This is a genomic window from Streptomyces sp. GESEQ-35, assembly GCF_017948485.1.
Classification (GTDB): Bacteria; Actinomycetota; Actinomycetes; order Streptomycetales; family Streptomycetaceae; genus Streptomyces.
This window is the reverse complement of sequence record NZ_JAFFSX010000012.1, coordinates 142,631-162,567: the sequence shown is the minus strand read 5'-3', so window position 1 is coordinate 162,567 and position 19,937 is coordinate 142,631. Positions and strand designations below refer to the sequence as shown.

Annotated in this window: 19 protein-coding genes and 1 tRNA gene; 7 read left to right on the top strand and 13 right to left on the bottom strand. The window is 70.2% G+C overall.

From position 1 onward, the window contains the following. Window positions 1-73: 73 nt before the first annotated feature. Window positions 74-844 (top strand): response regulator transcription factor, encoded by a 771-nt coding sequence (locus KCH87_RS24025; RefSeq protein WP_210588286.1) that lies wholly within the window; start codon window positions 74-76, stop codon window positions 842-844. 98 nt (window positions 845-942) lie between these two features. On the opposite strand, the gene tamR is transcribed toward KCH87_RS24025, so the two are convergent. After that, the gene (gene tamR / locus KCH87_RS24020) at window positions 943-1,440 is read right to left on the bottom strand and encodes a MarR family transcriptional regulator TamR (RefSeq protein ID WP_210588285.1); all 498 of its coding nucleotides are present in this window, start codon (window positions 1,438-1,440) and stop codon (window positions 943-945) included. A gap of 126 nt (window positions 1,441-1,566) precedes the next feature. Here tamR and KCH87_RS24015 point away from each other — a divergent pair, with 126 nt between their 5' ends. Both KCH87_RS24015 and KCH87_RS24010 read left to right on the top strand, forming a co-directional pair. Beyond that, window positions 1,567-2,376, top strand: a complete 810-nt coding sequence (locus KCH87_RS24015; RefSeq protein WP_210588284.1) for a trans-aconitate 2-methyltransferase — start codon at window positions 1,567-1,569, stop codon at window positions 2,374-2,376. Continuing rightward, entirely contained in the window at window positions 2,376-2,738 is a 363-nt protein-coding gene (locus KCH87_RS24010) for a VOC family protein (RefSeq protein WP_210588283.1), read from the top strand. The genes KCH87_RS24015 and KCH87_RS24010 overlap by 1 nt, the downstream gene beginning before the upstream one ends. 89 nt (window positions 2,739-2,827) lie before the next feature. Here KCH87_RS24010 and KCH87_RS49220 read toward each other — a convergent pair whose 3' ends face one another. The 3 genes from KCH87_RS49220 to KCH87_RS23995 are packed head-to-tail and all read right to left on the bottom strand — an operon-like array spanning window position 2,828 to window position 4,724. After that, a complete protein-coding gene (locus KCH87_RS49220; RefSeq protein ID WP_247196681.1) occupies window positions 2,828-2,998 on the bottom strand; it encodes a type II toxin-antitoxin system Phd/YefM family antitoxin in 171 nt (56 codons plus the stop codon). A gap of 41 nt (window positions 2,999-3,039) precedes the next feature. Then, window positions 3,040-3,717: a TetR/AcrR family transcriptional regulator gene (locus KCH87_RS24000; RefSeq protein ID WP_210588282.1), complete on the bottom strand. Its 678-nt coding sequence runs from the start codon at window positions 3,715-3,717 to the stop codon at window positions 3,040-3,042. Continuing rightward, complete coding sequence (locus tag KCH87_RS23995) at window positions 3,714-4,724, bottom strand: fatty acid desaturase (protein ID WP_210588281.1); 1,011 nt, start codon at window positions 4,722-4,724, stop codon at window positions 3,714-3,716. Before KCH87_RS23995 ends, KCH87_RS24000 begins: the two co-directional genes overlap by 4 nt. A gap of 254 nt (window positions 4,725-4,978) precedes the next feature. Between KCH87_RS23995 and ppc the strand changes: the two genes are divergently transcribed. Then, the gene (gene ppc / locus KCH87_RS23990; RefSeq protein WP_210588280.1) at window positions 4,979-7,708 is read left to right on the top strand and encodes a phosphoenolpyruvate carboxylase; all 2,730 of its coding nucleotides are present in this window, start codon (window positions 4,979-4,981) and stop codon (window positions 7,706-7,708) included. 65 nt (window positions 7,709-7,773) lie between these two features. On the opposite strand, the gene KCH87_RS23985 is transcribed toward ppc, so the two are convergent. From KCH87_RS23985 to KCH87_RS23955, 7 genes are all read right to left on the bottom strand, one after another. Next, window positions 7,774-8,427 (bottom strand): LPXTG cell wall anchor domain-containing protein, encoded by a 654-nt coding sequence (locus tag KCH87_RS23985; protein ID WP_210588279.1) that lies wholly within the window; start codon window positions 8,425-8,427, stop codon window positions 7,774-7,776. A gap of 134 nt (window positions 8,428-8,561) precedes the next feature. After that, the gene (locus tag KCH87_RS23980; RefSeq protein WP_210588278.1) at window positions 8,562-9,062 is read right to left on the bottom strand and encodes a hypothetical protein; all 501 of its coding nucleotides are present in this window, start codon (window positions 9,060-9,062) and stop codon (window positions 8,562-8,564) included. A gap of 70 nt (window positions 9,063-9,132) precedes the next feature. Beyond that, window positions 9,133-9,729 (bottom strand): aminoacyl-tRNA hydrolase, encoded by a 597-nt coding sequence (gene pth, locus KCH87_RS23975; protein ID WP_210588277.1) that lies wholly within the window; start codon window positions 9,727-9,729, stop codon window positions 9,133-9,135. An 80-nt stretch (window positions 9,730-9,809) separates the two neighbouring features. Further along, the gene (locus KCH87_RS23970) at window positions 9,810-10,403 is read right to left on the bottom strand and encodes a 50S ribosomal protein L25/general stress protein Ctc (RefSeq protein WP_210588276.1); all 594 of its coding nucleotides are present in this window, start codon (window positions 10,401-10,403) and stop codon (window positions 9,810-9,812) included. Between the two features lie 172 nt (window positions 10,404-10,575). Continuing rightward, window positions 10,576-11,556: a ribose-phosphate diphosphokinase gene (locus tag KCH87_RS23965; RefSeq protein WP_210588275.1), complete on the bottom strand. Its 981-nt coding sequence runs from the start codon at window positions 11,554-11,556 to the stop codon at window positions 10,576-10,578. Between the two features lie 85 nt (window positions 11,557-11,641). Continuing rightward, window positions 11,642-13,090, bottom strand: a complete 1,449-nt coding sequence (gene glmU / locus KCH87_RS23960; RefSeq protein WP_210588274.1) for a bifunctional UDP-N-acetylglucosamine diphosphorylase/glucosamine-1-phosphate N-acetyltransferase GlmU — start codon at window positions 13,088-13,090, stop codon at window positions 11,642-11,644. A 121-nt stretch (window positions 13,091-13,211) separates the two neighbouring features. Continuing rightward, window positions 13,212-13,283, bottom strand: a tRNA-Gln gene (locus KCH87_RS23955). A gap of 292 nt (window positions 13,284-13,575) precedes the next feature. Between KCH87_RS23955 and KCH87_RS23950 the strand changes: the two genes are divergently transcribed. Then, window positions 13,576-14,880: a sensor histidine kinase gene (locus KCH87_RS23950; RefSeq protein WP_210588273.1), complete on the top strand. Its 1,305-nt coding sequence runs from the start codon at window positions 13,576-13,578 to the stop codon at window positions 14,878-14,880. Between the two features lie 22 nt (window positions 14,881-14,902). Here KCH87_RS23950 and KCH87_RS23945 read toward each other — a convergent pair whose 3' ends face one another. Together KCH87_RS23945 and KCH87_RS23940 are read right to left on the bottom strand one after the other, a co-directional pair. Next, a complete protein-coding gene (locus KCH87_RS23945) occupies window positions 14,903-15,397 on the bottom strand; it encodes an SUKH-3 domain-containing protein (RefSeq protein ID WP_210588272.1) in 495 nt (164 codons plus the stop codon). A gap of 34 nt (window positions 15,398-15,431) precedes the next feature. Next, on the bottom strand, window positions 15,432-15,968 hold the full coding sequence (locus KCH87_RS23940; protein WP_210588271.1) for a YwqJ-related putative deaminase: 537 nt from the start codon (window positions 15,966-15,968) through the stop codon (window positions 15,432-15,434). Between the two features lie 290 nt (window positions 15,969-16,258). Between KCH87_RS23940 and KCH87_RS23935 the strand changes: the two genes are divergently transcribed. Together KCH87_RS23935 and KCH87_RS23930 are read left to right on the top strand one after the other, a co-directional pair. Next, complete coding sequence (locus KCH87_RS23935; protein ID WP_210588270.1) at window positions 16,259-17,254, top strand: HNH endonuclease; 996 nt, start codon at window positions 16,259-16,261, stop codon at window positions 17,252-17,254. A gap of 9 nt (window positions 17,255-17,263) precedes the next feature. Beyond that, window positions 17,264-19,927, top strand: coding sequence for an SUKH-4 family immunity protein (locus KCH87_RS23930; RefSeq protein ID WP_210588269.1), 2,664 nt, complete (start codon window positions 17,264-17,266; stop codon window positions 19,925-19,927). Window positions 19,928-19,937: the final 10 nt, after the last annotated feature.

The window sequence follows — 19,937 nt, the reverse complement described above, 5'->3', positions numbered from 1 at the left end:
GCCGTGCGATTGCGCCCACCCCTGGGCGTCGTACCCGCACCGGTCGTCGTGTCCCGGACCAGTGGGGGTTTCAGTGGTTCGTATCCGAGTCCTAGTCGTCGACGACCATCGCATCTTCGCCGAGTCGCTCGCCGCCGCACTGGCCGCCGAGCCGGACGTCGACGTGTCCGCGGCCGGCAGCGGTCCGGCCGCGCTGCGCAGCCTGGAGCGCGCGGCCGCCGAGGGGCGCCGGTACGACGTGCTGCTCGTCGACGCCGATCTGGGGGGCAATGTGCCGGGCGTCCGTCCGGCGCCGGTGCAGGAGAACAATGAGGACGGGCTCGTCGACGGGATCTCTCTCGTCGTCGGTGTCCGCACGGGACAGCCGACCGTACGCATCGTCGTCCTCGCCGAGAAGGACGATCCACGGCGGGCCGCGCTCGCCCTTCAGGCCGGGGCGTCCGGCTGGGTCGCCAAGGACTGTTCGCTGTCCCGGCTGCTCACGGTCATCCGGGGTGTTCTGCGCGACGAGACCCATCTCCCGCCCGCCCTGCTCACGGGCGTCCTGCGGGAGTTGACGGCCGCGCGCAAGCACCGCACCGAGAGCGAACGGCTGGTGGAGTCCCTCACCCCGCGCGAGCGGGAAGTGCTGCGCTGCATGGTCGCGGGCCTGGGGCGCAAGGCGGTCGCCGAGCGCCTGTTCCTGTCCCCGCACACCGTCCGCACACACATGCAGAACGTCCTCGGCAAGCTGGGCGTCCACTCGACCCTGGCCGCGGTAGCGCTGGCGCGGCGGGCGGGGGTCGGCCCGGTGGACCTTGCACCTGCCGGCCGGATCGGCGTGGAGGAAAGCAGCAGCGCCTGATCAGGATCGGTTGGGCAGCGCCCCGAAAGGGGCGCGGGGAACTGCGCGACCAGCCACGACGGCGCCGCAGCCGAACGACGACCGAGCCCGCGGAGCGCTCACCCAGGGATGTTGTCAAACGGGGCAGTCAACTGCCGAAGCAACGCGGCCAGTTCAGCGCGCTGCGCGCGAGACAACTCCGCCAGAATCGCCCGCTCCTGATCGAGCAGCCCCGCAAGCGCCTGGTCGGCACGGTCGCGCCCCTCGTCGGTCAGCCGGACCAGCACACCGCGCCGGTCGCTGGGATCGGGCAGCCGCTCCACCAGGCCCTTCTTGGCCAGCCGGTCGATGCGGTTCGTCATCGTGCCCGAGGTGACCAGGGTCTGGGTCAGCAACTGTCCCGGTGAGAGCTGATACGGCGTCCCGGCCCGCCTCAGCGCGGTCAGCACGTCGAACTCCCAGGGCTCCAGGCTGTGTTCGGAGAAGGCCAGCCGGCGTGCGCGGTCCAGGTGCCGGGCCAGTCTGCTCACCCGGCTGAGCACCTCGAGCGGATCCACGTCGAGGTCCGGGCGCTCCCGGCGCCATGCTGCGACCAGCCGATCGACCTCGTCCTCCATGACGATCAGTGTAGTGGTTGTGTCGACATGAAGTCTCTTGACATCAAGTCTCTTGACGTCGAGCTAAAAATGGCGACAGGCTGGGTACTTGTCAGCCACGGTCATCGCCCTCCCGGAGGCCTCCCTATGTCCGCGCCCACCTGGGACCCCGCCCAGTACCTGCGCCACGCCGACCACCGCGCCCGCCCCTTCACCGACCTCCTGGCCCGCGTCCCGGACCTGCCCGGTACCCCGCCCCGCATCGCCGACCTCGGCTGCGGCCCCGGCAACGTCACCACCCTGCTCGCCGAACGCTGGCCCACCGCGCACATCACCGGCTACGACAACTCGCCCGAGATGCTGTCCCGGGCCGAGGCTCACGCGGGCCCCACCCCGGGCGGCGGCCGCCTCGACTTCGCCCCCGCCGACGTCCGCACCTGGGAGCCCGTACGGCCGTACGACCTGATCGTCAGCAACGCCACGCTTCAGTGGGTCCCGGGGCACGTGGACCGTTTCGCCGACTGGATCGCCGGCCTCACTCCCGGCGGCACCTTCGCCTTCCAGGTGCCCGGCAACTTCGACGCCCCCAGCCATCGGCTGATGCGCGAACTCGCCCACTCCGCCCGCTGGCGGGACCGCCTCGCCGACACCCTCCGCCACGACGACGCAGTCCTCGCCCCCGAGACCTACCTGGAGCACCTGACCGCGCTCGGCTGCACCGCCGACGTCTGGGAGACGACGTACATCCACCTGCTCACCGGCGAGGACCCGGTCCTCGACTGGGTGAAGGGAACGGGACTGCGCCCCGTCCTCACGGCGCTCGCCGACGACCCGGGGGAGCGGAAGGCATTCCTCGACGCCTACCGGACCGCCCTGCGCGAGGCCTATCCGGCCGGCCCGTACGGCACCCCGTTCCCGTTCCGCCGCATCTTCGCCGTCGCCCGCAAGACGGCGTGATGATCACCGCCGTGGACCATGTCCAGCTCGCGGCTCCGCTCGGCTCGGAGGAGCGGCTGCGGTCGTATTACGTCGATGTCCTCGGCCTGACCGAGATACCCAAACCGCCCGCGCTCGCCGCGCGAGGGGGCTGCTGGTTCCGGACGGGGCCGGTGCAGCTGCACCTGGGGATCGAGAAAGACTTCAGGCCTGCGAGGAAAGCGCACCCGGGGCTGCGGGTCGTGGATATCGAAACGTATGCCGCCCGGCTGGAAGCTCGTGGGGCGACCGTCGTCCGGGACGAGAATCTGCCGGGCCACCGGCGCTTCTACTCCGAGGACCCCGTCGGCAACCGGCTGGAGTTCCTGGAGCCGTCGGCTTAGGACGTCGGGTCCGGGTCAAGCCCCAGCAGGCGTCTGACCTCCGTGTGCGGGATGCCCTCTCCGAGCGTGCCCTTAGCCTTGCGGCGCTGCTAGTCGATGACGGCCAGGGTGTCTTCGAGATCCTCGATCACGTGCGGTGATACGAGGAGCGCGGCCACGTGCCCATGGTCGGTGAGGGCGATGGTCTCGCGGCGGTATGCGACCCGGCGGACGAGGTCGTCGAGCTGGAGGGCGGCCTCGCTGATGGACATCTCCGTCATGCCCCCACGGTTTCACAAGGCGCACCTCCTGGTCCGTCGGTTCAGCTCTTCCGGCGTCCTATCAGGCGCGGCTTCGCCTCCAGTCCGTCCAGCCCGTGCCACGCGAGATTCACCAGATGGGCCGCCACCTCCGCCTTCTTCGGGCGGCGGACGTCGAGCCACCACTGGCCGGTCAGGGCGACCATCCCGACCAGGGCCTGGGCGTAGAGGGGGGCCAGCTTGGGGTCGAAGCCGCGCCTCTTGAACTCGCGGCCGAGGATGTCCTCCACCTGGGTGGCGATGTCCGAGATGAGCGAGGCGAAGGAACCCGTCGACTGCGGGATGGGGGAGTCGCGGACGAGGATGCGGAAGCCGTCCGTGTACTCCTCGATGTAGTCGAGAAGCGCGAAGGCGGCCTGTTCGCAGAGTTCGCGTGGGTGGCCCGCCGTGAGGGAGCTCGTCACCATGTCGAGGAGGCGGCGCATCTCGCGGTCCACCACCACCGCGTACAGGCCCTCCTTGCCACCGAAGTGTTCGTAGACCACCGGCTTGGACACCCCGGCCTTCGCCGCGATCTCCTCCACCGACGTGGCCTCGAAACCCCTCTCCGCGAAGAGGGTGCGACCGATCTCCAGCAGCTGCTGGCGACGCTCCGCACCGGTCATCCGGGTACGGCGCGCTCGCCGCGGCTTCTCATTGCTGGGTGTACTGCTGGAATCGGTCGCCACGCCGTCAATCATGCCGCCTCGGCGGTCGCCTTCCCGCGCCGGGAGCTGTCCTGGTCGTCGTTACGGCGTGAATCGATACGTGAGCGTGACGGCCAGCGCACGTCGTACGCCCAGCCGAGCTGCTCGCACCAGCGGATGATCCGGGCCGAGGAGTCCAGCTGGCCGCGCTCCACTCCGTGCCGCGCGGAGGTCGGGTCGGCGTGGTGCAGGTTGTGCCAGGACTCACCGCAGGACAGGATCGCCAGCCACCACACGTTGCCCGACTTGTCACGCGACTTGAAGGGGCGCTTGCCGACCGCGTGGCAGATCGAGTTGATCGACCAGGTCACGTGGTGCAACAGGGCCACTCGAACGAGCGATCCCCAGAAGAAGCCCGTGAACGCGCCCCACCAGGACATCGTCACCAGTCCGCCGATCAGCGCGGGCAGGGCGAGGGAGAGCATCGTCCAGTAGATGAACTGACGGGAGATCGTCCGGATCGCGTCGTCCTTGATCAGATCCGGCGCGTACTTCTCCTGCGGCGTCCGCTCCTCGTCGAACATCCAGCCGATGTGCGCCCACCACAGGCCCTTCATCAGCGCCGGGAGGGTCTCCCCGAAACGCCACGGCGAGTGCGGGTCGCCCTCCGCGTCGGAGAACTTGTGGTGCTTGCGGTGATCGGCGACCCAGCGGACCAGCGGGCCCTCCACCGCCATCGAACCGGCGACGGCCAGCGCGATGCGCAGCGGGCGCTTCGCCTTGAAGGAGCCGTGGGTGAAGTAGCGGTGGAAGCCGATCGTCACGCCGTGACAGCCGAGGTAGTAGAAGAAGACCAGCAGAGCGAGGTCCAGCCAGCTCACTCCCCAGCCCCAGGCAAGCGGCACCGCCGCCACGAGCGCGATGAAGGGGACGACGATGAAGAGAAGGAGAGCGAACTGCTCGACCGATCCCTTCTTCTCGCCGCCGAGCGTGGCCGCAGGGAGTGGAGTGTCGTCGGGCGCCTTCGGGGCGTCGTCGATCACGTCGGAGCTTGTGGTCATGGGGCGTCCCCTGTGGGGTCGTGGGTCGAGGCAGGTGCCCGGGCAGGGAACCCAGGGTTGTCGAGGGCTCTGACGGGAGTCCCTACGGTTCCGTAACCTACGGCGACGTAAGTATGGCAGCGCGTCGCCGAGCAGCAAGAGCCCGTGAGCCTGCGCGTCCTACCGGACACCTATCCTGGAGTCGGTCGGACAGCGCGGTCCGCTCTGAATAGTTCCCTCCCGGACGAGCTTCAACACTGCAAGGAGCCGCACCTGTGAGCAGTGCCGACGACCAGACCACGACCAGCAGTGAGCTGCGCGCCGACATCAGGCGGCTGGGCGACCTCCTCGGCGAGACCCTCGTCCGGCAGGAGGGCCCCGAGCTGCTCGAACTCGTCGAGAAGGTCCGCCGCCTCACCCGCGAGGACGGCGAGGCCGCCGCTGAGCTGCTGCGCGGCATCGAACTGGACACCGCGGCCAAGCTGGTCCGCGCCTTCTCCACCTACTTCCATCTCGCCAACGTCACCGAGCAGGTCCACCGCGGCCGCGAGCTGCGCGCCAAGCGCGCCGCCGAAGGCGGTCTCCTCGCCCGTACGGCCGACCGGCTGAAGGACGCCGACCCCGAGCACCTGCGCGAGACGGTCAAGCACCTCAACGTTCGTCCGGTGTTCACGGCTCACCCGACCGAGGCCGCGCGCCGTTCGGTCCTCAACAAGCTCCGGCGCATCGCCGCGCTCCTGGAGACCCCGGTCATCGAGGCCGACCGCCGCCGCTACGACACCCGACTGGCGGAGAACATCGACCTCGTCTGGCAGACGGACGAGCTGCGCGTCGTACGCCCCGAGCCCGCGGACGAGGCCCGTAACGCGATCTACTACCTCGACGAACTGCACGCCGGCGCCGTCGGTGACGTCCTGGAGGACCTGACCGCCGAGCTGGAGCGCGTCGGTGTGCAGCTGCCCGACGACACCCGCCCCCTCACCTTCGGCACCTGGATCGGCGGCGACCGCGACGGCAACCCCAACGTGACCCCCGCGGTCACCTGGGAGGTGCTGATCCTCCAGCACGAGCACGGCATCAACGACGCCCTGGACACGGTCGACGAACTCCGCGGCTTCCTGTCGAACTCCATCCGCTACACGGGTGCGACGGAAGAGCTGCTCACGTCGTTGCAGACCGACCTGGAGCGCCTCCCCGAGATCAGCCCCCGCTACAAGCGGCTCAACGCCGAGGAGCCCTACCGGCTCAAGGCCACCTGCGTCCGGCAGAAGCTCGAGAACACCAAGCACCGTCTCGCCACGGGCACGCCCCACGAGCCGGGCCGCGACTACCTCGGCACCTCCGAGCTGCTCCAGGACCTGACCCTGATCCAGACGTCACTCAGGGAGCACCGCGGGGGACTCTTCGCGGACGGCCGCATGAACCGTACGATCCGTACGCTCTCCGCGTTCGGCCTCCAGCTCGCCACCATGGACGTACGCGAACACGCCGACGCCCATCACCACGCCCTCGGCCAGCTCTTCGACCGTCTCGGCGAGGAGTCCTGGCGGTACGAGGACATGCCCCGCGAGTACCGTGCCAAGCTGCTCGCCAAGGAACTGCGCTCGCGCCGCCCGCTGGCCCCGATGCCGGCCCCCGTGGACGCGGCCGGTGAGAAGACGATCGGCGTGTTCGAGACCGTCAAGCGGGCCCTGAAGGTCTTCGGACCCGAGGTCATCGAGTCGTACATCATCTCGATGTGCCAGGGTGCCGACGACGTCTTCGCCGCCGCGGTCCTCGCCCGCGAGGCCGGCCTCATCGATCTGCACGCCGGCTGGGCGAAGATCGGCATCGTGCCGCTGCTGGAGACCACCGACGAGCTCAAGGCCGCGGACACCATCCTGGAGGACATGCTCTCCGACCCGTCCTACCGGCGCCTGGTCGCGCTGCGGGGCGACGTCCAGGAGGTCATGCTCGGCTACTCCGACTCCTCGAAGTTCGGCGGCATCACCACCTCCCAGTGGGAGATCCACCGGGCGCAGCGCCGCCTGCGCGACGTGGCGCACCGCTACGGCGTGCGCCTCCGGCTGTTCCACGGCCGCGGCGGCACCGTCGGCCGCGGCGGCGGCCCCTCCCACGACGCCATCCTCGCCCAGCCCTGGGGCACCCTGGAGGGCGAGATCAAGGTGACCGAGCAGGGCGAGGTCATCTCCGACAAGTACCTCGTGCCGTCGCTGGCCCGCGAGAACCTCGAACTCACCGTCGCCGCAACCCTCCAGGCCTCCGCCCTGCACACCGCCCCCCGCCAGCCGGAAGAGGCGCTGGCCCGCTGGGACGCTGCGATGGACGTCGTCTCGGACGCGGCGCACTCGGCGTACCGGCGACTGGTCGAAGACCCGGACCTCCCCGCCTACTTCTTCGCCGCCACGCCCGTGGACCAGCTCGCCGACCTGCACCTGGGGTCCAGGCCGTCCAGAAGGCCGGACTCCGGCGCCGGACTCGACGGTCTGCGGGCCATCCCGTGGGTGTTCGGCTGGACCCAGTCACGGCAGATCGTGCCGGGCTGGTTCGGCGTCGGCTCCGGCCTGAAGGCCCTGCGCGAGGCCGGTCTCGACACCGTCCTCGCCGAGATGCACGAACAGTGGCACTTCTTCCGCAACTTCGTCTCCAACGTCGAGATGACCCTCGCCAAGACGGACCTGCGAATCGCCGCCCACTACGTCGACACCCTCGTCCCCGACGACCTCAAGCACGTCTTCGACACCATCAAGGCCGAACACGAGCTGACCGTCGCCGAGGTCCTGAAGGTGACCGGCGAGCGCGAACTGCTGGACGCCACCCCGGTCCTGAGGCAGACCTTCACCATCCGGGACGCCTACCTCGACCCGATCTCCTACCTCCAGGTCACCCTGCTCAAGCGCCAGCGGGACGCGGCGGCGGCCGGCGAGCAGCCCGACCCGCTGCTGTCGCGGGCCCTGCTGCTCACGGTGAACGGCGTGGCGGCGGGGCTGCGCAACACCGGCTGACCTCTCCTGGTACGACCGTGCCCCCGGCCTCTGTTGAGAGGCTCGGGGGCACGGTCGTATATGCGTCAGCCGGTCTTGCGGCGCCGGAACAGCAGGTAACCGCCGGCCGCCAGCAGCGCCGCCGCGGCAGCCGAGAGCAGGCCGACGGGAGCACCGTTGCCGGTCTCCGCGAGGTCGCCCTCGCTGCCGCCCTGCGCGGAGGGCGACGAGGACGGCGCGGCGGCCGGGGCACTCTCCGTGGGAGAGGAGGACGCGGCCGGCTCCTCGGTCGGGGCGGCGGAGACACTCGGCGCGGAGCTGCCGCCTTCGTCGTCCTCGCAGTCCGTCCAGAACACCTTGTGCTTCGCCGAGCCGTTCTCGGTCTCGAAGTTCCAGAACAACTTGTAGTGCCCGTCCGGCAGCGACAGGTCCTCTGTACGGCCGTGGCCCTCGCCGTCCAGAGTGATCGCGCCGGACTTCACCGTCTCGCCCTTGGTCGCGGCGGTCGGGGCCCACGCCTCGATGTGCCAGCCGACCTTCTGAACGGCGTCAAAGCCGAACGCGTCGAGATAGAACGTGCACACGTGCGGCTCGTTGCGGCGGAGTTCCTCGCCGGTCGAGGCGTCGTGGATCTTCACGGTGCCGTTGTCACCAGGGGCGGTGGCATAGGCGACGGGGGCCAGCAGCAGCGTGGCCGAGACGCCGGCGGCCAACGCGCCGGCGCGGGTGAGGGTACGCATGGGCAGTCCATCTTCGGGAGTTGAGCAGGGAAGATGTGGAGGGGGCGGCTCAGCTTCCAGCCCCGACTGACCCAAGGTCAATCACGAACAGACAACGAACAGATTTCCCACAGAGCGCAGCGGACCCAGGCCTCTCAGAGCACCACAAAAGCCACCGTGAGCAGGGCGACTCCGCTCCCCGCCATGACCCACGCCGCCCGCATCCGCCCCAGCCCGCCCGCCACCACGATCGACGCGAGCAGCAGCGCGCCACCCAACGGAGCCCAGGAGTAGAGGACACCGGCGGGACCGGAGCGCACGACGTCACTGCTGCCGGGCTTCACCACGACCGTGTACGTCCGGCCCTTCTTCACGGCGACCGTCTTGTCGATGACCACGCTCTCGCGGGCCTGCGACCCCGGCGTGATCGGCGTATAGGGCCCGGAACAGGAATCCGCACCGCACCGCGTCACCTCGACCGTGCCGCGCTCCCGCCCCTTCGTGAGCATCACGTACTGCGCCGTCCCCCACGACGCCCACACACCGGCGATCAGAATCAGCACGGCGACCGCACCCATCGCCGCGAGCCGGCCGAACCGCAACGCGGTCTCGGCGCCCCGTTGGGAAATGACGGCAGAAGGCATGGCGGGGATCATTGGCCATGCTCGCGCGCTCGGTCAACTCCCGTGGGGAGATGTCAGGAGTTGTACGTACGTTTCTCCGGCCTCAGGAGTTGTACGTCCCCTGCGCCCGCTCCAGCCCTTCGATCACCAGGCACTCCACCGCATCCGTCGCCCGGTCCACGAAGTAGTCCAGCTCCTTGCGCTCCGCCGACGAGAAGTCCTTCAGCACGAAGTCCGCCACCGGCATCCGCCCCGGCGGCCGCCCGATCCCGAACCGCACCCGGTGATAGTCCGGACCCATCGTCTTCGTCATCGACTTCAGCCCGTTGTGCCCGTTGTCCCCGCCACCGAACTTCAGCCGCAACGTGCCGTAGTCGATGTCGAGTTCGTCATGCACGGCCACGATGTTCGCGACCGGCACCTTGTAGAAGTCGCGCAGCGCGTTCACCGGACCGCCGGAGAGATTCATGTACGACATCGGCTTCGTCAGGATCACCCGCCGGCTCGCCGGACCCGGCGGCCCGATCCGCCCCTCGACCACCTGCGCCTGTGCCTTACCGGCCCGCTTGAACTTCCCGCCGACCCGCTCGGCCAGCAGATCGGCCACCATGAAACCCACGTTGTGCCGGTTCCTGGCGTACTCGGGCCCGGGATTGCCGAGGCCTACGATCAGCCAGGGGGCGTTGGCATCGGTCGTCACGTCTGTTTCTCCTTATGCAACAGCCGCCGCTCCCGGAGGAGCAGCGGCTGGAGCTTATATCCCTACGGCCAAGCCGCCGGTCAGGCTTCGGCGGACTCGTCGCCCTCGGCCTCTTCGCCCTCGGACTCCTCGGCCTGCGCGGCCAGGATCTGGAGGACGACGGTGTCGCCCTCGACGGCCAGCTTGGTGCCCTTCGGCAGGGTGATGTCCTTGGCGAGGACGGACGCGCCGGACTCCAGGCCCTGGACGGAGACGGTGACCGACTCGGGGATGTGCGTGGCCTCGGCCTCGACCGGAAGCGCGTTCAGGACGTACTCGAGCAGGTTGCCGCCGGCGGCCAGCTCGCCCTCGGCGTGCACCGGGATCTCGACCGTGACCGTCTCGCCACGCTGGACGAGCTGGAGGTCGACGTGGGCCAGGAAGCCCTTGATCGGGTCACGCTGCACGGACTTCGGGATCGCCAGCTCGTTGCTCTTGCCGTCGATGTCCAGGGCGATCAGGACGTTCGACTGGCGCAGCGCGAGCTGGAGCTCGTGGCCCGGAAGGGTCAGGTGGATCGGGTCGGAACCGTGACCGTACAGAACACCGGGAACCTTGCTGTCACGGCGGATACGGCGGGCGGCGCCCTTGCCGAACTCGGATCGGGTCTCGGCGGAGATCTTTACCTCGGACATGACTTTCACTCCTCGTATGGGTGAGAACGAACAGGTCACCCGGCCACGAACGGCCTGCTACGAAGAGCGCGTCGATAACGGACCGCCGACACCTGCCTGAACAGGTACGGCCTCCCTCGCCGAGCAACTGGAGCAGTCTACTCGGACCAGGAGGCCGTACCCAAAAGGATCTTCAGTGCTCGTCGAACAGGCTCGTCACCGAACCGTCCTCGAACACCTCACGCACCGCGCTCGCGATCGTCGGCGCGATCGACAGCACCGTGATCTTGTCGAGGTCGGCGCTGAGCTCACCCGGGGTCGGCAGCGTGTCGGTGAACACGAACTCACTCACCCGCGAGTTCTTCAGCCGGTCCGCCGCCGGACCCGACAGCACACCGTGCGTCGCCGTCACGATGACGTCCTCGGCACCGTGCGCGAACAGCGCGTCGGCCGCCCCGCAGATCGTGCCACCGGTGTCGATCATGTCGTCGACGAGAACGCACACCCGCCCCTTGACCTCACCCACGACCTCGTGGACGGTCACCTGGTTCGCCACGTCCTTGTCGCGCCGCTTGTGCACGATCGCCAGCGGCGCACCGAGCCGGTCGCACCAGCGGTCGGCCACGCGGACCCGGCCGGCGTCCGGAGAGACCACGGTCAGCTTCGCCTTGTCCACCTTCTTGCCCACGTAGTCCGCGAGAAGAGGCAGGGCGAAGAGATGGTCCACCGGGCCGTCGAAGAAGCCCTGGATCTGGTCCGTGTGCAGATCGACCGTCAGAATGCGGTCGGCACCGGCGGTCTTCATCAGGTCCGCGATCAGACGCGCCGAAATCGGTTCACGTCCGCGGTGCTTCTTGTCCTGCCGTGCGTAACCGTAGAAGGGCACGATGACCGTGATGGAGCGGGCCGACGCACGCTTCAGGGCGTCGATCATGATCAGCTGCTCCATGATCCACTGGTTGATCGGAGCCGTGTGGCTCTGGATCACAAAGCAGTCCGCACCGCGCGCCGACTCCTCGTAACGGACGTAGATCTCGCCGTTCGCGAAGTCGAAGGCCTTCGTCGGGACAACCCCGACACCCAACTGCTGGGCGACCTCCACGGCAAGCTCGGGGTGGGCGCGGCCGGAGAAGAACATCATCTTCTTCTCGCCGGTCGTCTTGATCCCGGTCACAGCACTGTCTCCTCAGAGGTGTCTCAGCTGGGTGTGCGAGTGTGCACTTATCACGGTACGCCGAGTTTGACGCACCAGTTTCCGGTCAGCCCTCGCCCTCGGCCTCCCGGGACGCCGCCTCGGCCGCCTTCGCCGCGGCACTCCCCGGACGCTTTCGAGCCACCCAACCCTCGATATTCCGCTGCTGGCCGCGGGCCACGGCGAGCGAACCGGGCGGCACATCCTTCGTGATCACAGACCCGGCAGCCGTGTAGGAGCCGTCCCCGATCGTGACGGGAGCCACAAACATGTTGTCCGAACCGGTTCGGCAGTGCGAGCCGACCGTCGTGTGGTGTTTGTCCTTTCCGTCGTAGTTCACGAAGACACTGGCGGCACCGATGTTCGTGTACTCACCGATCGTCGCGTCACCGACATAGGAGAGGTGCGGGACCTTCGTCCCCTCTCCGATCAGGGCGTTCTTGGTCTCGACGTACGTACCGACCTTCGACTTCAGCCCGAGCCGAGTGCCGGGCCGGAGATAGGCGTACGGCCCGACGCTCGCCTGCGGACCGATGTCCGCACTGTTCGCCACCGTGTTGTCGACACGGGCCCCGGCTCCGACGCGGGTGTCCTTGAGACGGCTGTTGGGCCCGACCTCGGACCCCTCGCCGAGGTGGGTGGAGCCGTGCAGCTGGGTTCCCGGGTGCACGACCGCGTCCTGCTCGAAGGTCACCGTCACGTCGACCCAGGTGGTCGCCGGGTCGATCACGGTGACGCCGGCCAGCATCGCGCGCGTGAGGAGACGGTCGTTGAGGATGCGACGGGCCTCGGAGAGCTGCACCCGGTTGTTGATCCCGGCGATCTCCCGGTGATCGGCGGCAACGGAGGCACCGACGCGGTGACCGGCCTCGCGCAGGATGCCGAGGACGTCGGTGAGGTACTCCTCGCCCTGGCTGTTGTCCGTACGGACCTTCCCGAGGGCGTCGGCGAGCAACTGCCCGTCGAACGCGAACACCCCGGAGTTGATCTCACGGATCGCCCGCTGCGAGTCGGACGCGTCCTTGTGCTCGACGATCTCGGTGACGGCACCGGAGGCGCCGTCCCGCACGATACGGCCGTAGCCGGTCGCGTCCGGGACCTCGGCGGTGAGGACGGTGACGGCGTTGCCGTCGGAGGAATGGGTCGCGGCGAGCGCCTGGAGAGTGTCCCCGGTGAGCAGCGGAGTGTCGCCGCACACGACGACCACCGTGCCGTCGACGGAACCGCCGAGCTCCTCGAGAGCCATCCGTACGGCGTGCCCCGTGCCGTTCTGCTGTGCCTGCACCGCCGTACGGACATGCGGGTCGGTCTCGGCCAGGTGCGCGCTGACCTGCTCACGGGCGTGACCGACCACGACGACCAGATTCTCGGGCTGCAACTCACGCGCGGCGGCGAGCACATGGCCCACGAGGCTGCGGCCACAGATCTCGTGCAGGACCTTCGGTGTGGCCGACTTCATACGGGTGCCCTCACCCGCTGCAAGTACGACGACGGCTGCCGGGCGAATGGCGCTCACGGGATGCCCTTCGGCTGTGGAGGGGGTGGGGTGACATCCGCAGGATACCGGGGGGAATCAGGGGGGACATGAGAGCGGGCCCTGACTGAGCTGTGCCAGTCAGGGCCCGAACCGAGCAAGGCTCCCCCGCCAGGACTCGAACCCGGACAGATGGCACCAAAAGCCACAGTGCTGCCAATTACACCACGGGGGAACAACCTCGACTGAACCGGACATTGAGTCGGGTCGCCGAGCGGCGCCTCCTACTATGCCGTACCCGGCGCCCTCGATGCGACGGTACAAGTCGGCACTCCCGGCGACGTAGATGACCCGGCAACCTCCGTTGTGTCCGGGTCGGAATGTCGGATTCCGGAGGGGGGTCGTGTGTGATTCAGCAGTTCGAGGGATTTCGGGCGGTTTCGCTTCTGTTCGGTTACGGAGGGTGGTGTAGGCCAGTCGCGAAAACTCGCCGGAAAAGGGGGGCCTTGCGCCCGTAGGCTGGATGCATGACCACGACGGGGGAAGACCACGTACCGGCCCTGACCGGGCCTTGGTGGTGGGCCAGGTGGCGCAGTGCCGTGCTCGACGGGAGCCTGGCGTTCGTGTCCGCGCTGGAGTGTGCGGTGGAGGGGATTCCGTTCGCACGGGATGCGGGGATTCCGGTGGCCGCGGGGGTGGTCTTCGGGGTGCTGGCCGGGTCGGTGCTGCTGATCCGGCGGAAGTGGCCGATAGCCGTCGTACTCGTCTCGATCGCCATCACGCCGGCCCAGATGGGCTTCCTGATGGCGATCGTCGGTCTGTACACGCTGGCCGCGTCGGAACTGCCGCGTCGGATCATCGCGTCACTGGCGGGGATGTCGCTGGTGGGGACGTTGATCGTGACGTTTGTGCGGGTGCGTCAGGACATGGACTCGGGGGATGTGGCGCTGGGCGACTGGTTCGTCCCCTTCGCTTCGATCAGTGCGTCTCTCGGCGTGACCGCGCCGCCCTTGCTGCTGGGCCTGTATGTGGGGGCCCGGCGGCGGTTGATGGAGAGCCTGCGGGAGCGGGCCGACTCGTTGGAGCGGGAACTCCAGCTGCTTGCCGAGCGGGCCGAGGAGCGGGCCGAGTGGGCGCGGAACGAGGAGCGGACCCGGATCGCCCGGGAGATGCATGACGTCGTCGCGCATCGGGTGAGTCTGATGGTCGTGCATGCCGCCGCGCTCCAGGCCGTTGCCCGGAAGGATCCCGAGAAGGCTGTGCGGAATGCCGCCCTGGTGGGGGACATGGGGCGACAGGCGTTGACCGAGCTGCGCGAGATGCTCGGGGTGTTGCGCACCGGGGACGCGGTGGAACGGCGTGAGCGCGGGGTGCCGTTGGCCGCGGTGGGGGCGGCTGCGGCCGCGGCGGCTTCCCGGGCGGCCGACGAGGAGGGCGCGGAGGGGCCGTGCCTGTCCGAGTTGGATGAACTGATCGGGCAGTCGGCGGCTGCGGGGATGGCCGTGGATCTGTCGGTGGAGGGGGATTCACGGCTGTATGCGCCGGAGGTGGAACAGACGGCGTACCGCGTGGTCCAGGAGGCTCTGACGAACGTCCACAAGCATGCGGCGGGGGCGAAGACGCATGTGCGCTTGGCGCACCGGGTCTCGGAGATCGCGATGCAGGTGGAGAACGGACCGCCGCCGGAGGCCGCTTCGTCGGCGCGGCTGCCGTCCGGGGGGAACGGTCTGGTGGGGATGAAGGAGCGCGTGTCCGCTCTGGGCGGGGTGTTCGTGTCCGGACCGACGGACGCGGGGGGTTTCCGGGTGTCGGCGGTGATTCCGGCGGCGTAGCGGGCCGGCGTTCTCCGGGGCGTCAGCCTGCGGTGAGTCGCACGGGGGCTATGCCCGAGACGAGGCCGGCGAGGGCCTGGTCGATGTCCGGACCGAGGTACCAGTCGCCGGTGTGGTCGAGGACGTAGATACGGCCTTCGGTGTCGATGGCGATCAGGGAGTGGGTGTCGGTTTCGGCGCCGAGGGGGCTGACGTCGGTGCCGAGGGCGCGGCCGAGGTCACCGAGGGTGCGGGCCATGTGCAGGCCGTGCAGCGGGTCGAGGTGAAGGGTCGCGGGGGCGATCTGGCGGCCGGGGGCGCCGGGCGTGATGTGGAGGCCGCCGAACTCGGCCCAGGCTTCCACGGCGGCGGGGGAGACGGCGTGGCGGTGGCCCGCCGGTGAGGTGTGCTCGCGGAGGGTGTCGGCCCAGAACTCGGCTTGTTTGATGTCCCAGCGTCCGGGTTGCCAGCCGGCGGCGCGCAGGGCCGCGTCGATGGGGACGGGGAAGCGTGTGCTGGACGAACGGTCGGCGTGCATCTGCCCTCAATCTTGCGGGTGTTGGGGGTGGCGGTCAGCCGCCGGTAGCCGTGGGATCGACGATGTGGACGCCGAAGTGAGCGCTGAGGGCGGTGCAGGCGCGGCAGGGGGCGGCGAAGCTGCCGTGCAGGGGGTCGCCGTCCTCGCGGATGCGGCGGGCGGTGAGTTTGGCCTGTTTGAGGGCCTTGCGGGCTTCGCCGTTGGTCATGGGTTTTCGGCCGGCGCGTTTGCTGCGGGCGTCGTCGGCGGCGGCGATCTGGCGCGAGATGAGGATGGTCTCGGCGCAGCGGCCGGTGAAGCGGTCGCGTTGGGTGCTCGTGAGCGCGTCGAGAAAGTCCTGGACGAGGGGGTGCAGCGCGGGTGCCTGGTCGCCGCGGGCGGCGGTGCCGGTGAGGGTGGCGCCGCGGACGGAGAGGGCGGCGGCGACGGTCGGGAGTATGCCGTCGCGGCGGTGGTGGAGGGTGGGGGCATGGCGGGCTTCGGTGCTGCTCCAGCCGATTCTGGGATCGCCGCTCGTGCCTGTGTAGGGCCCCGGGTGCGGCCCCGTTTGTGTCGCGTTCATGATCGTCATCCCCTCCCGTGCATCCCCCCGGATCACACAGAGTGCCAAACGGCGGGGCTGGTGCGGAAGCTGGGGCGGCGCGACACGCCCGGGTTTGGGCGGGCTGTCACGAGGGGGTGACGGCTGGTCACGGAAGCGGAGGGGTGGTGACCGGTGCCGGTGACCGGGTTCGTCGTACCGCATAGGCTGTTCGCACCGCGATGCGCGCGGTCAACGCGTTGGAGACAGTCGAATACGGGCCGTGGCGGGTCGTTGGTGGCCGCTGCGGGTCGTACAGAGTGCCGCAGGGGGCAACCGCCATGACGACAGGTCGGCTCGGGCAGCAAGCCGCGCCGCCGAACGCGGCCTACGCCGGACAGGTCGTGCACTTCCCGGACCCGGTCCGGGCGGCCCGTCACCCGAGAGGGGTACGGGTCGACGAGCGCGGTTACCCCGACTTCTCGCCGTATGCGCGTGCGGCTGCGGAGATCGCCGATCCGCCGGAGGGTTTCGGCGTCGACGAGTTGCGGTTGACGGACTATGTGTCGGCGAACGCGGCGATGGCGGCCTCCGGGCACGAGTTGTGGGACACGATTTCCTCGGTGGCGACGCCGCATGGCTGGACGTGGCATCACGCGGTGACCTCGCGGCGGCTGGAGTTGGTTCCGGTCGAGGTGAAGGCGTTGCTGCGGCATCACGGCGGTGTGGCGACGGCGGCGGTGGACCAGCACAAGCGGGGTACGCGGCCGTTGCAGGAGACGCGTCCGGCGCATTTCGGGCTGCCGAAGTCGGCGGTGGCGGTGTCGGAGTCGCAGGCGCTGGGGGTCGAGGAGGACCTCGGGTACCGGTTGCCGGGTGCGTATCGGTCGTTCCTGAAGGCGGCCGGTGGCTGTGCGCCGGTGGGGACCGCGCTGGACGCGGAGTTGGGCCTGCTGATCGACCAGCCGTTCTTCACGGTGCGGGACGAGGCGGCGGTCAATGACCTGGTGTACGTCAACAAGTGCCTGCGCGACCATCTGACCAAGGACTATCTGGGCGTCGGCTTCGTCCAGGGCGGTCTGCTCGCCGTGAAGGTGAAGGGCGAGCGGATCGGTTCGGTGTGGTTCTGCGCGTACGACGACGCGCGGGACGTCGATCCTTCGTGGGCGCCCGCCGAGCGGGTGGAGCGGTTGCTGATGCCGTGCGGGGACGACTTCGACGTGTTCCTGTCCCGGCTGGCGGGGTCGCCGCCGGAGTTGGAGACGGTGGCGAATCTGATGGTGGACGGCGGGTTCGCGCGTGCGGTACCGACTGCTGCGGCTGCGGTGGGGGAGTGATCTCAAGCGATGGTGACGTTCGCGCAGGCGCAGGAGCGTGCGGAAGAGTGGGTCAACGGGGATGTGCCGTCGTACCAGCATCGTGAGGTGCAGGTGCGGGAGTTCGACCTCGGGTTCGTGGTCTGGGCGGAGGACCGTGCGGACGGGCCGCGTTCGGATGGCGGCGCCCAGCGGTTGGTGATCGCCCGGGACAGCGGTGAGGCCACGCTGTGGCCGTCTCTGCCGGTGGGCGAGGTGATTCGCCGGTACGAGGAGGAGTACGGCGGCCCCGACGACGCCGCCGTACCCGCGCCGGCCGCTCCGGCGCGGGTGGACCTGAACCAGACGTCGTTCTTGCTGACGCCGCCGGAGTGGTTGCAGGAGGCGGCGGATCAGTTGGGCATTCCGGATCGGCGGGGTGGCGGGAGTTCGGGGGCGTCGGCTGCGGCTTCGGCTGCGGGTGACGGGGCTGCCTCGGCCGGTACCGACGGTGCTGTTGATGGTGTGCCGGGGAGTGGTGGAGGCGCGGGTGCGCCTGCCGGGGCGACTCCGTGGGCCGGGACCGACACCAACGCGGATGCGGGTGACGACCGTTCGGTGCCGCTGCCCGAGACCGTGTTCTCCCCGCCGCTGAGCGGGGCCGACGACGAGACACCGCCGCCACCGAACGCGCACGGCTCTTCGAGTGCGCCGGGCGGACCGGGGGGCGCGCCCGTGCCTGGGGTTCCGGGTGCGCCGCCGCCGGGTGTGCCGCAGGGCAACACGCCGCCGCTTGCGCAGACGTATGGGTATCCGCAGGGTGCGGGTGTGCCGGGTACGCCGCCTCCGGGTGCGCCGCAGGGGAGTACGCCGCCGCCTGCGCAGACGTATGGGTATCCGCAGGGTCCGGGTGGTGCGGGTGCGGGTACGTCGCCTCCGGGTGCGCCCTCGTACGGCTATCCGCAGGGGCCCGGCGGTGCTGCGGGGGCGCCTCAGCCTCCGGGTGGTCCGGGTGCGCCGGGGCGGCCGCTTGCGCCGAGCGCCGAGGACATCGCCGACGCCGCCACGAGCAAGGCGGCGCCTGCGCAGCGTCGTGCGCGGAGCGGGGCGGTGCCGCCGCCTCCGCCGGGTGCGCCTGGGGCGCCGGGTGCGCGGGCCGGGGGTACGCCTCCGCCTCCTCCTCCTCCTCCTCCGTCCGGCTATGTGCCGACCCAGCTCGTGTCGGCGCTGGGACCCGACGGTTCCGAGGGACCGGCCGGTGCGGGCGGTGCCCCGCAGGCTCCGGGTACGCCGCATCCGCCTGGCCCTCCGAACGCACCCGGCGCATCGCCGAATCCGCCGGGTGCGCCCATGCCGCCCGGCCCTCCGGGTGCCCCCGGCGTTCCGCAGGCGCCCGGCGCTTCCGGGACCCCCGGTGCACCCCAGCCCCCAGGCGCGCAAGGTTCCTCGGGGGGCGGCGATGGAGCCGTGCACTACGCGGAGACCGTGCTGTCCGCGCCCCCGGTGGGCGCCCCCGGCGCACCTCCGCCGCCGCAAGCCCCGGGCGCACCGTCCGCCCCTGGCGCCCCCGGCGCTCCTGGCATGCCACCGAGCGCCCCCGGTTTCCCCGCCGCCCCCGGCATGGCATCCGGCGCCCCCCACGCGGCCCCGCCCGGCCAGGTACCGCCCGCGCCCATGCCCCCCGGCGGGCCCGCACCCGGGCAACCCCCGGCCTACGGCTACCCGCAGCAGCCCGTCGGTCAGCCGACCGTCGGCCCCGGCTACCAGGCCGTGTTGCGCTACCGCGCGCAGGACGGTTCCGAGCAGCAATTGATCCGGCGTTCGGCGCCGGGGACACCGCACCCGGAATGGCAGATCTTCCATGAGCTGCGGGCGATGAACATCCCGCCGGACAAGGTGCTGGAGCTGCACACGGAGTTGGAGTCGTGTGAGCTGCCGGGTGCGTACTGTGCGCGGATGATCCGGGAGCAGTGGCCGCAGGCGCGGATCACGAGCATCGCGCCGTACGGGACGGATCACGCGAGCAGGCAGCAGGGCATGCAGCAACTGCTGGTCCACCAGGGCGAGTTGCACCAGGTCGCCGACGGGCCCGCGCGCCCCGCCCCCGTACGGGCGCCGTTGCCGCAGGTGCAGTCCGCGCCGCCGATCCCGCCGGAGGGGGTCGGGCAGGAGCTGGCGGGCGCGTTCGGGCCGGGGATCTTCCGGTTCGAGCAGGCCGCGGTGTCCCGGCAGGGTGTGCCGCCGGTCGTGGCGCACTCGCTGGTGATGGCGGGGCTGCCGATGGACATGGGCCCGTTCTTCTGGGCGCAGGCCCAGCCGGGCCGGCCGGTCCCGACGCTGGCGGAGCTGGCGGCCGAGCGCAGGGTGCAGCCGGCCCCGGACGCGGGCTCGTACCTCGTCATGGGCAGCGACTTCGGCAAGGCGATCTGCGTGCAGTACGGGACGGCGAACATCGTCGCCGTACCCGTGGAGGCGGGGCCGGGCGGTGGGTCCGTACCGCCGCAGTTCGTGAACACGGGGCTGCCCGAGTTCCAGCGGTGCCTGGCCCTGCTCGGCCGGATGTGGCGGCTGCGGTTCGGGCTGAACCAGGAGCAGGCGGGCCGCTGGACCGTCGACTTCCAGGCGCAGTTGGCCTCGCTCGACCCGGCGGCGCTGGGTTCGCCGGAGAGCTGGTGGTCGGTGCTGCTGGAGCAGATGTGGGACGGGCTGCTGTGACGCGCCGCTG

Bases quoted from the DNA above. Each gene is read 5' to 3' on its own strand.
- tamR (WP_210588285.1), bottom strand. From the start codon at position 1,440: ATGGAGGACGAGGTCGATCGGCTGGTCGCAGCATGGCGCCGGGAGCGC.
- KCH87_RS24015 (WP_210588284.1), top strand. From the start codon at position 1,567: ATGTCCGCGCCCACCTGGGACCCCGCCCAGTACCTGCGCCACGCCGAC.
- KCH87_RS24010 (WP_210588283.1), top strand. From the start codon at position 2,376: ATGATCACCGCCGTGGACCATGTCCAGCTCGCGGCTCCGCTCGGCTCG.
- KCH87_RS49220 (WP_247196681.1), bottom strand. From the start codon at position 2,998: ATGACGGAGATGTCCATCAGCGAGGCCGCCCTCCAGCTCGACGACCTC.
- KCH87_RS24000 (WP_210588282.1), bottom strand. From the start codon at position 3,717: ATGATTGACGGCGTGGCGACCGATTCCAGCAGTACACCCAGCAATGAG.
- KCH87_RS23995 (WP_210588281.1), bottom strand. From the start codon at position 4,724: ATGACCACAAGCTCCGACGTGATCGACGACGCCCCGAAGGCGCCCGAC.
- KCH87_RS23985 (WP_210588279.1), bottom strand. From the start codon at position 8,427: ATGCGTACCCTCACCCGCGCCGGCGCGTTGGCCGCCGGCGTCTCGGCC.
- KCH87_RS23980 (WP_210588278.1), bottom strand. From the start codon at position 9,062: ATGATCCCCGCCATGCCTTCTGCCGTCATTTCCCAACGGGGCGCCGAG.
- KCH87_RS23970 (WP_210588276.1), bottom strand. From the start codon at position 10,403: ATGTCCGAGGTAAAGATCTCCGCCGAGACCCGATCCGAGTTCGGCAAG.
- KCH87_RS23950 (WP_210588273.1), top strand. From the start codon at position 13,576: ATGACCACGACGGGGGAAGACCACGTACCGGCCCTGACCGGGCCTTGG.
- KCH87_RS23945 (WP_210588272.1), bottom strand. From the start codon at position 15,397: ATGCACGCCGACCGTTCGTCCAGCACACGCTTCCCCGTCCCCATCGAC.
- KCH87_RS23940 (WP_210588271.1), bottom strand. From the start codon at position 15,968: ATGACGATCATGAACGCGACACAAACGGGGCCGCACCCGGGGCCCTAC.
- KCH87_RS23935 (WP_210588270.1), top strand. From the start codon at position 16,259: ATGACGACAGGTCGGCTCGGGCAGCAAGCCGCGCCGCCGAACGCGGCC.
- KCH87_RS23930 (WP_210588269.1), top strand. From the start codon at position 17,264: ATGGTGACGTTCGCGCAGGCGCAGGAGCGTGCGGAAGAGTGGGTCAAC.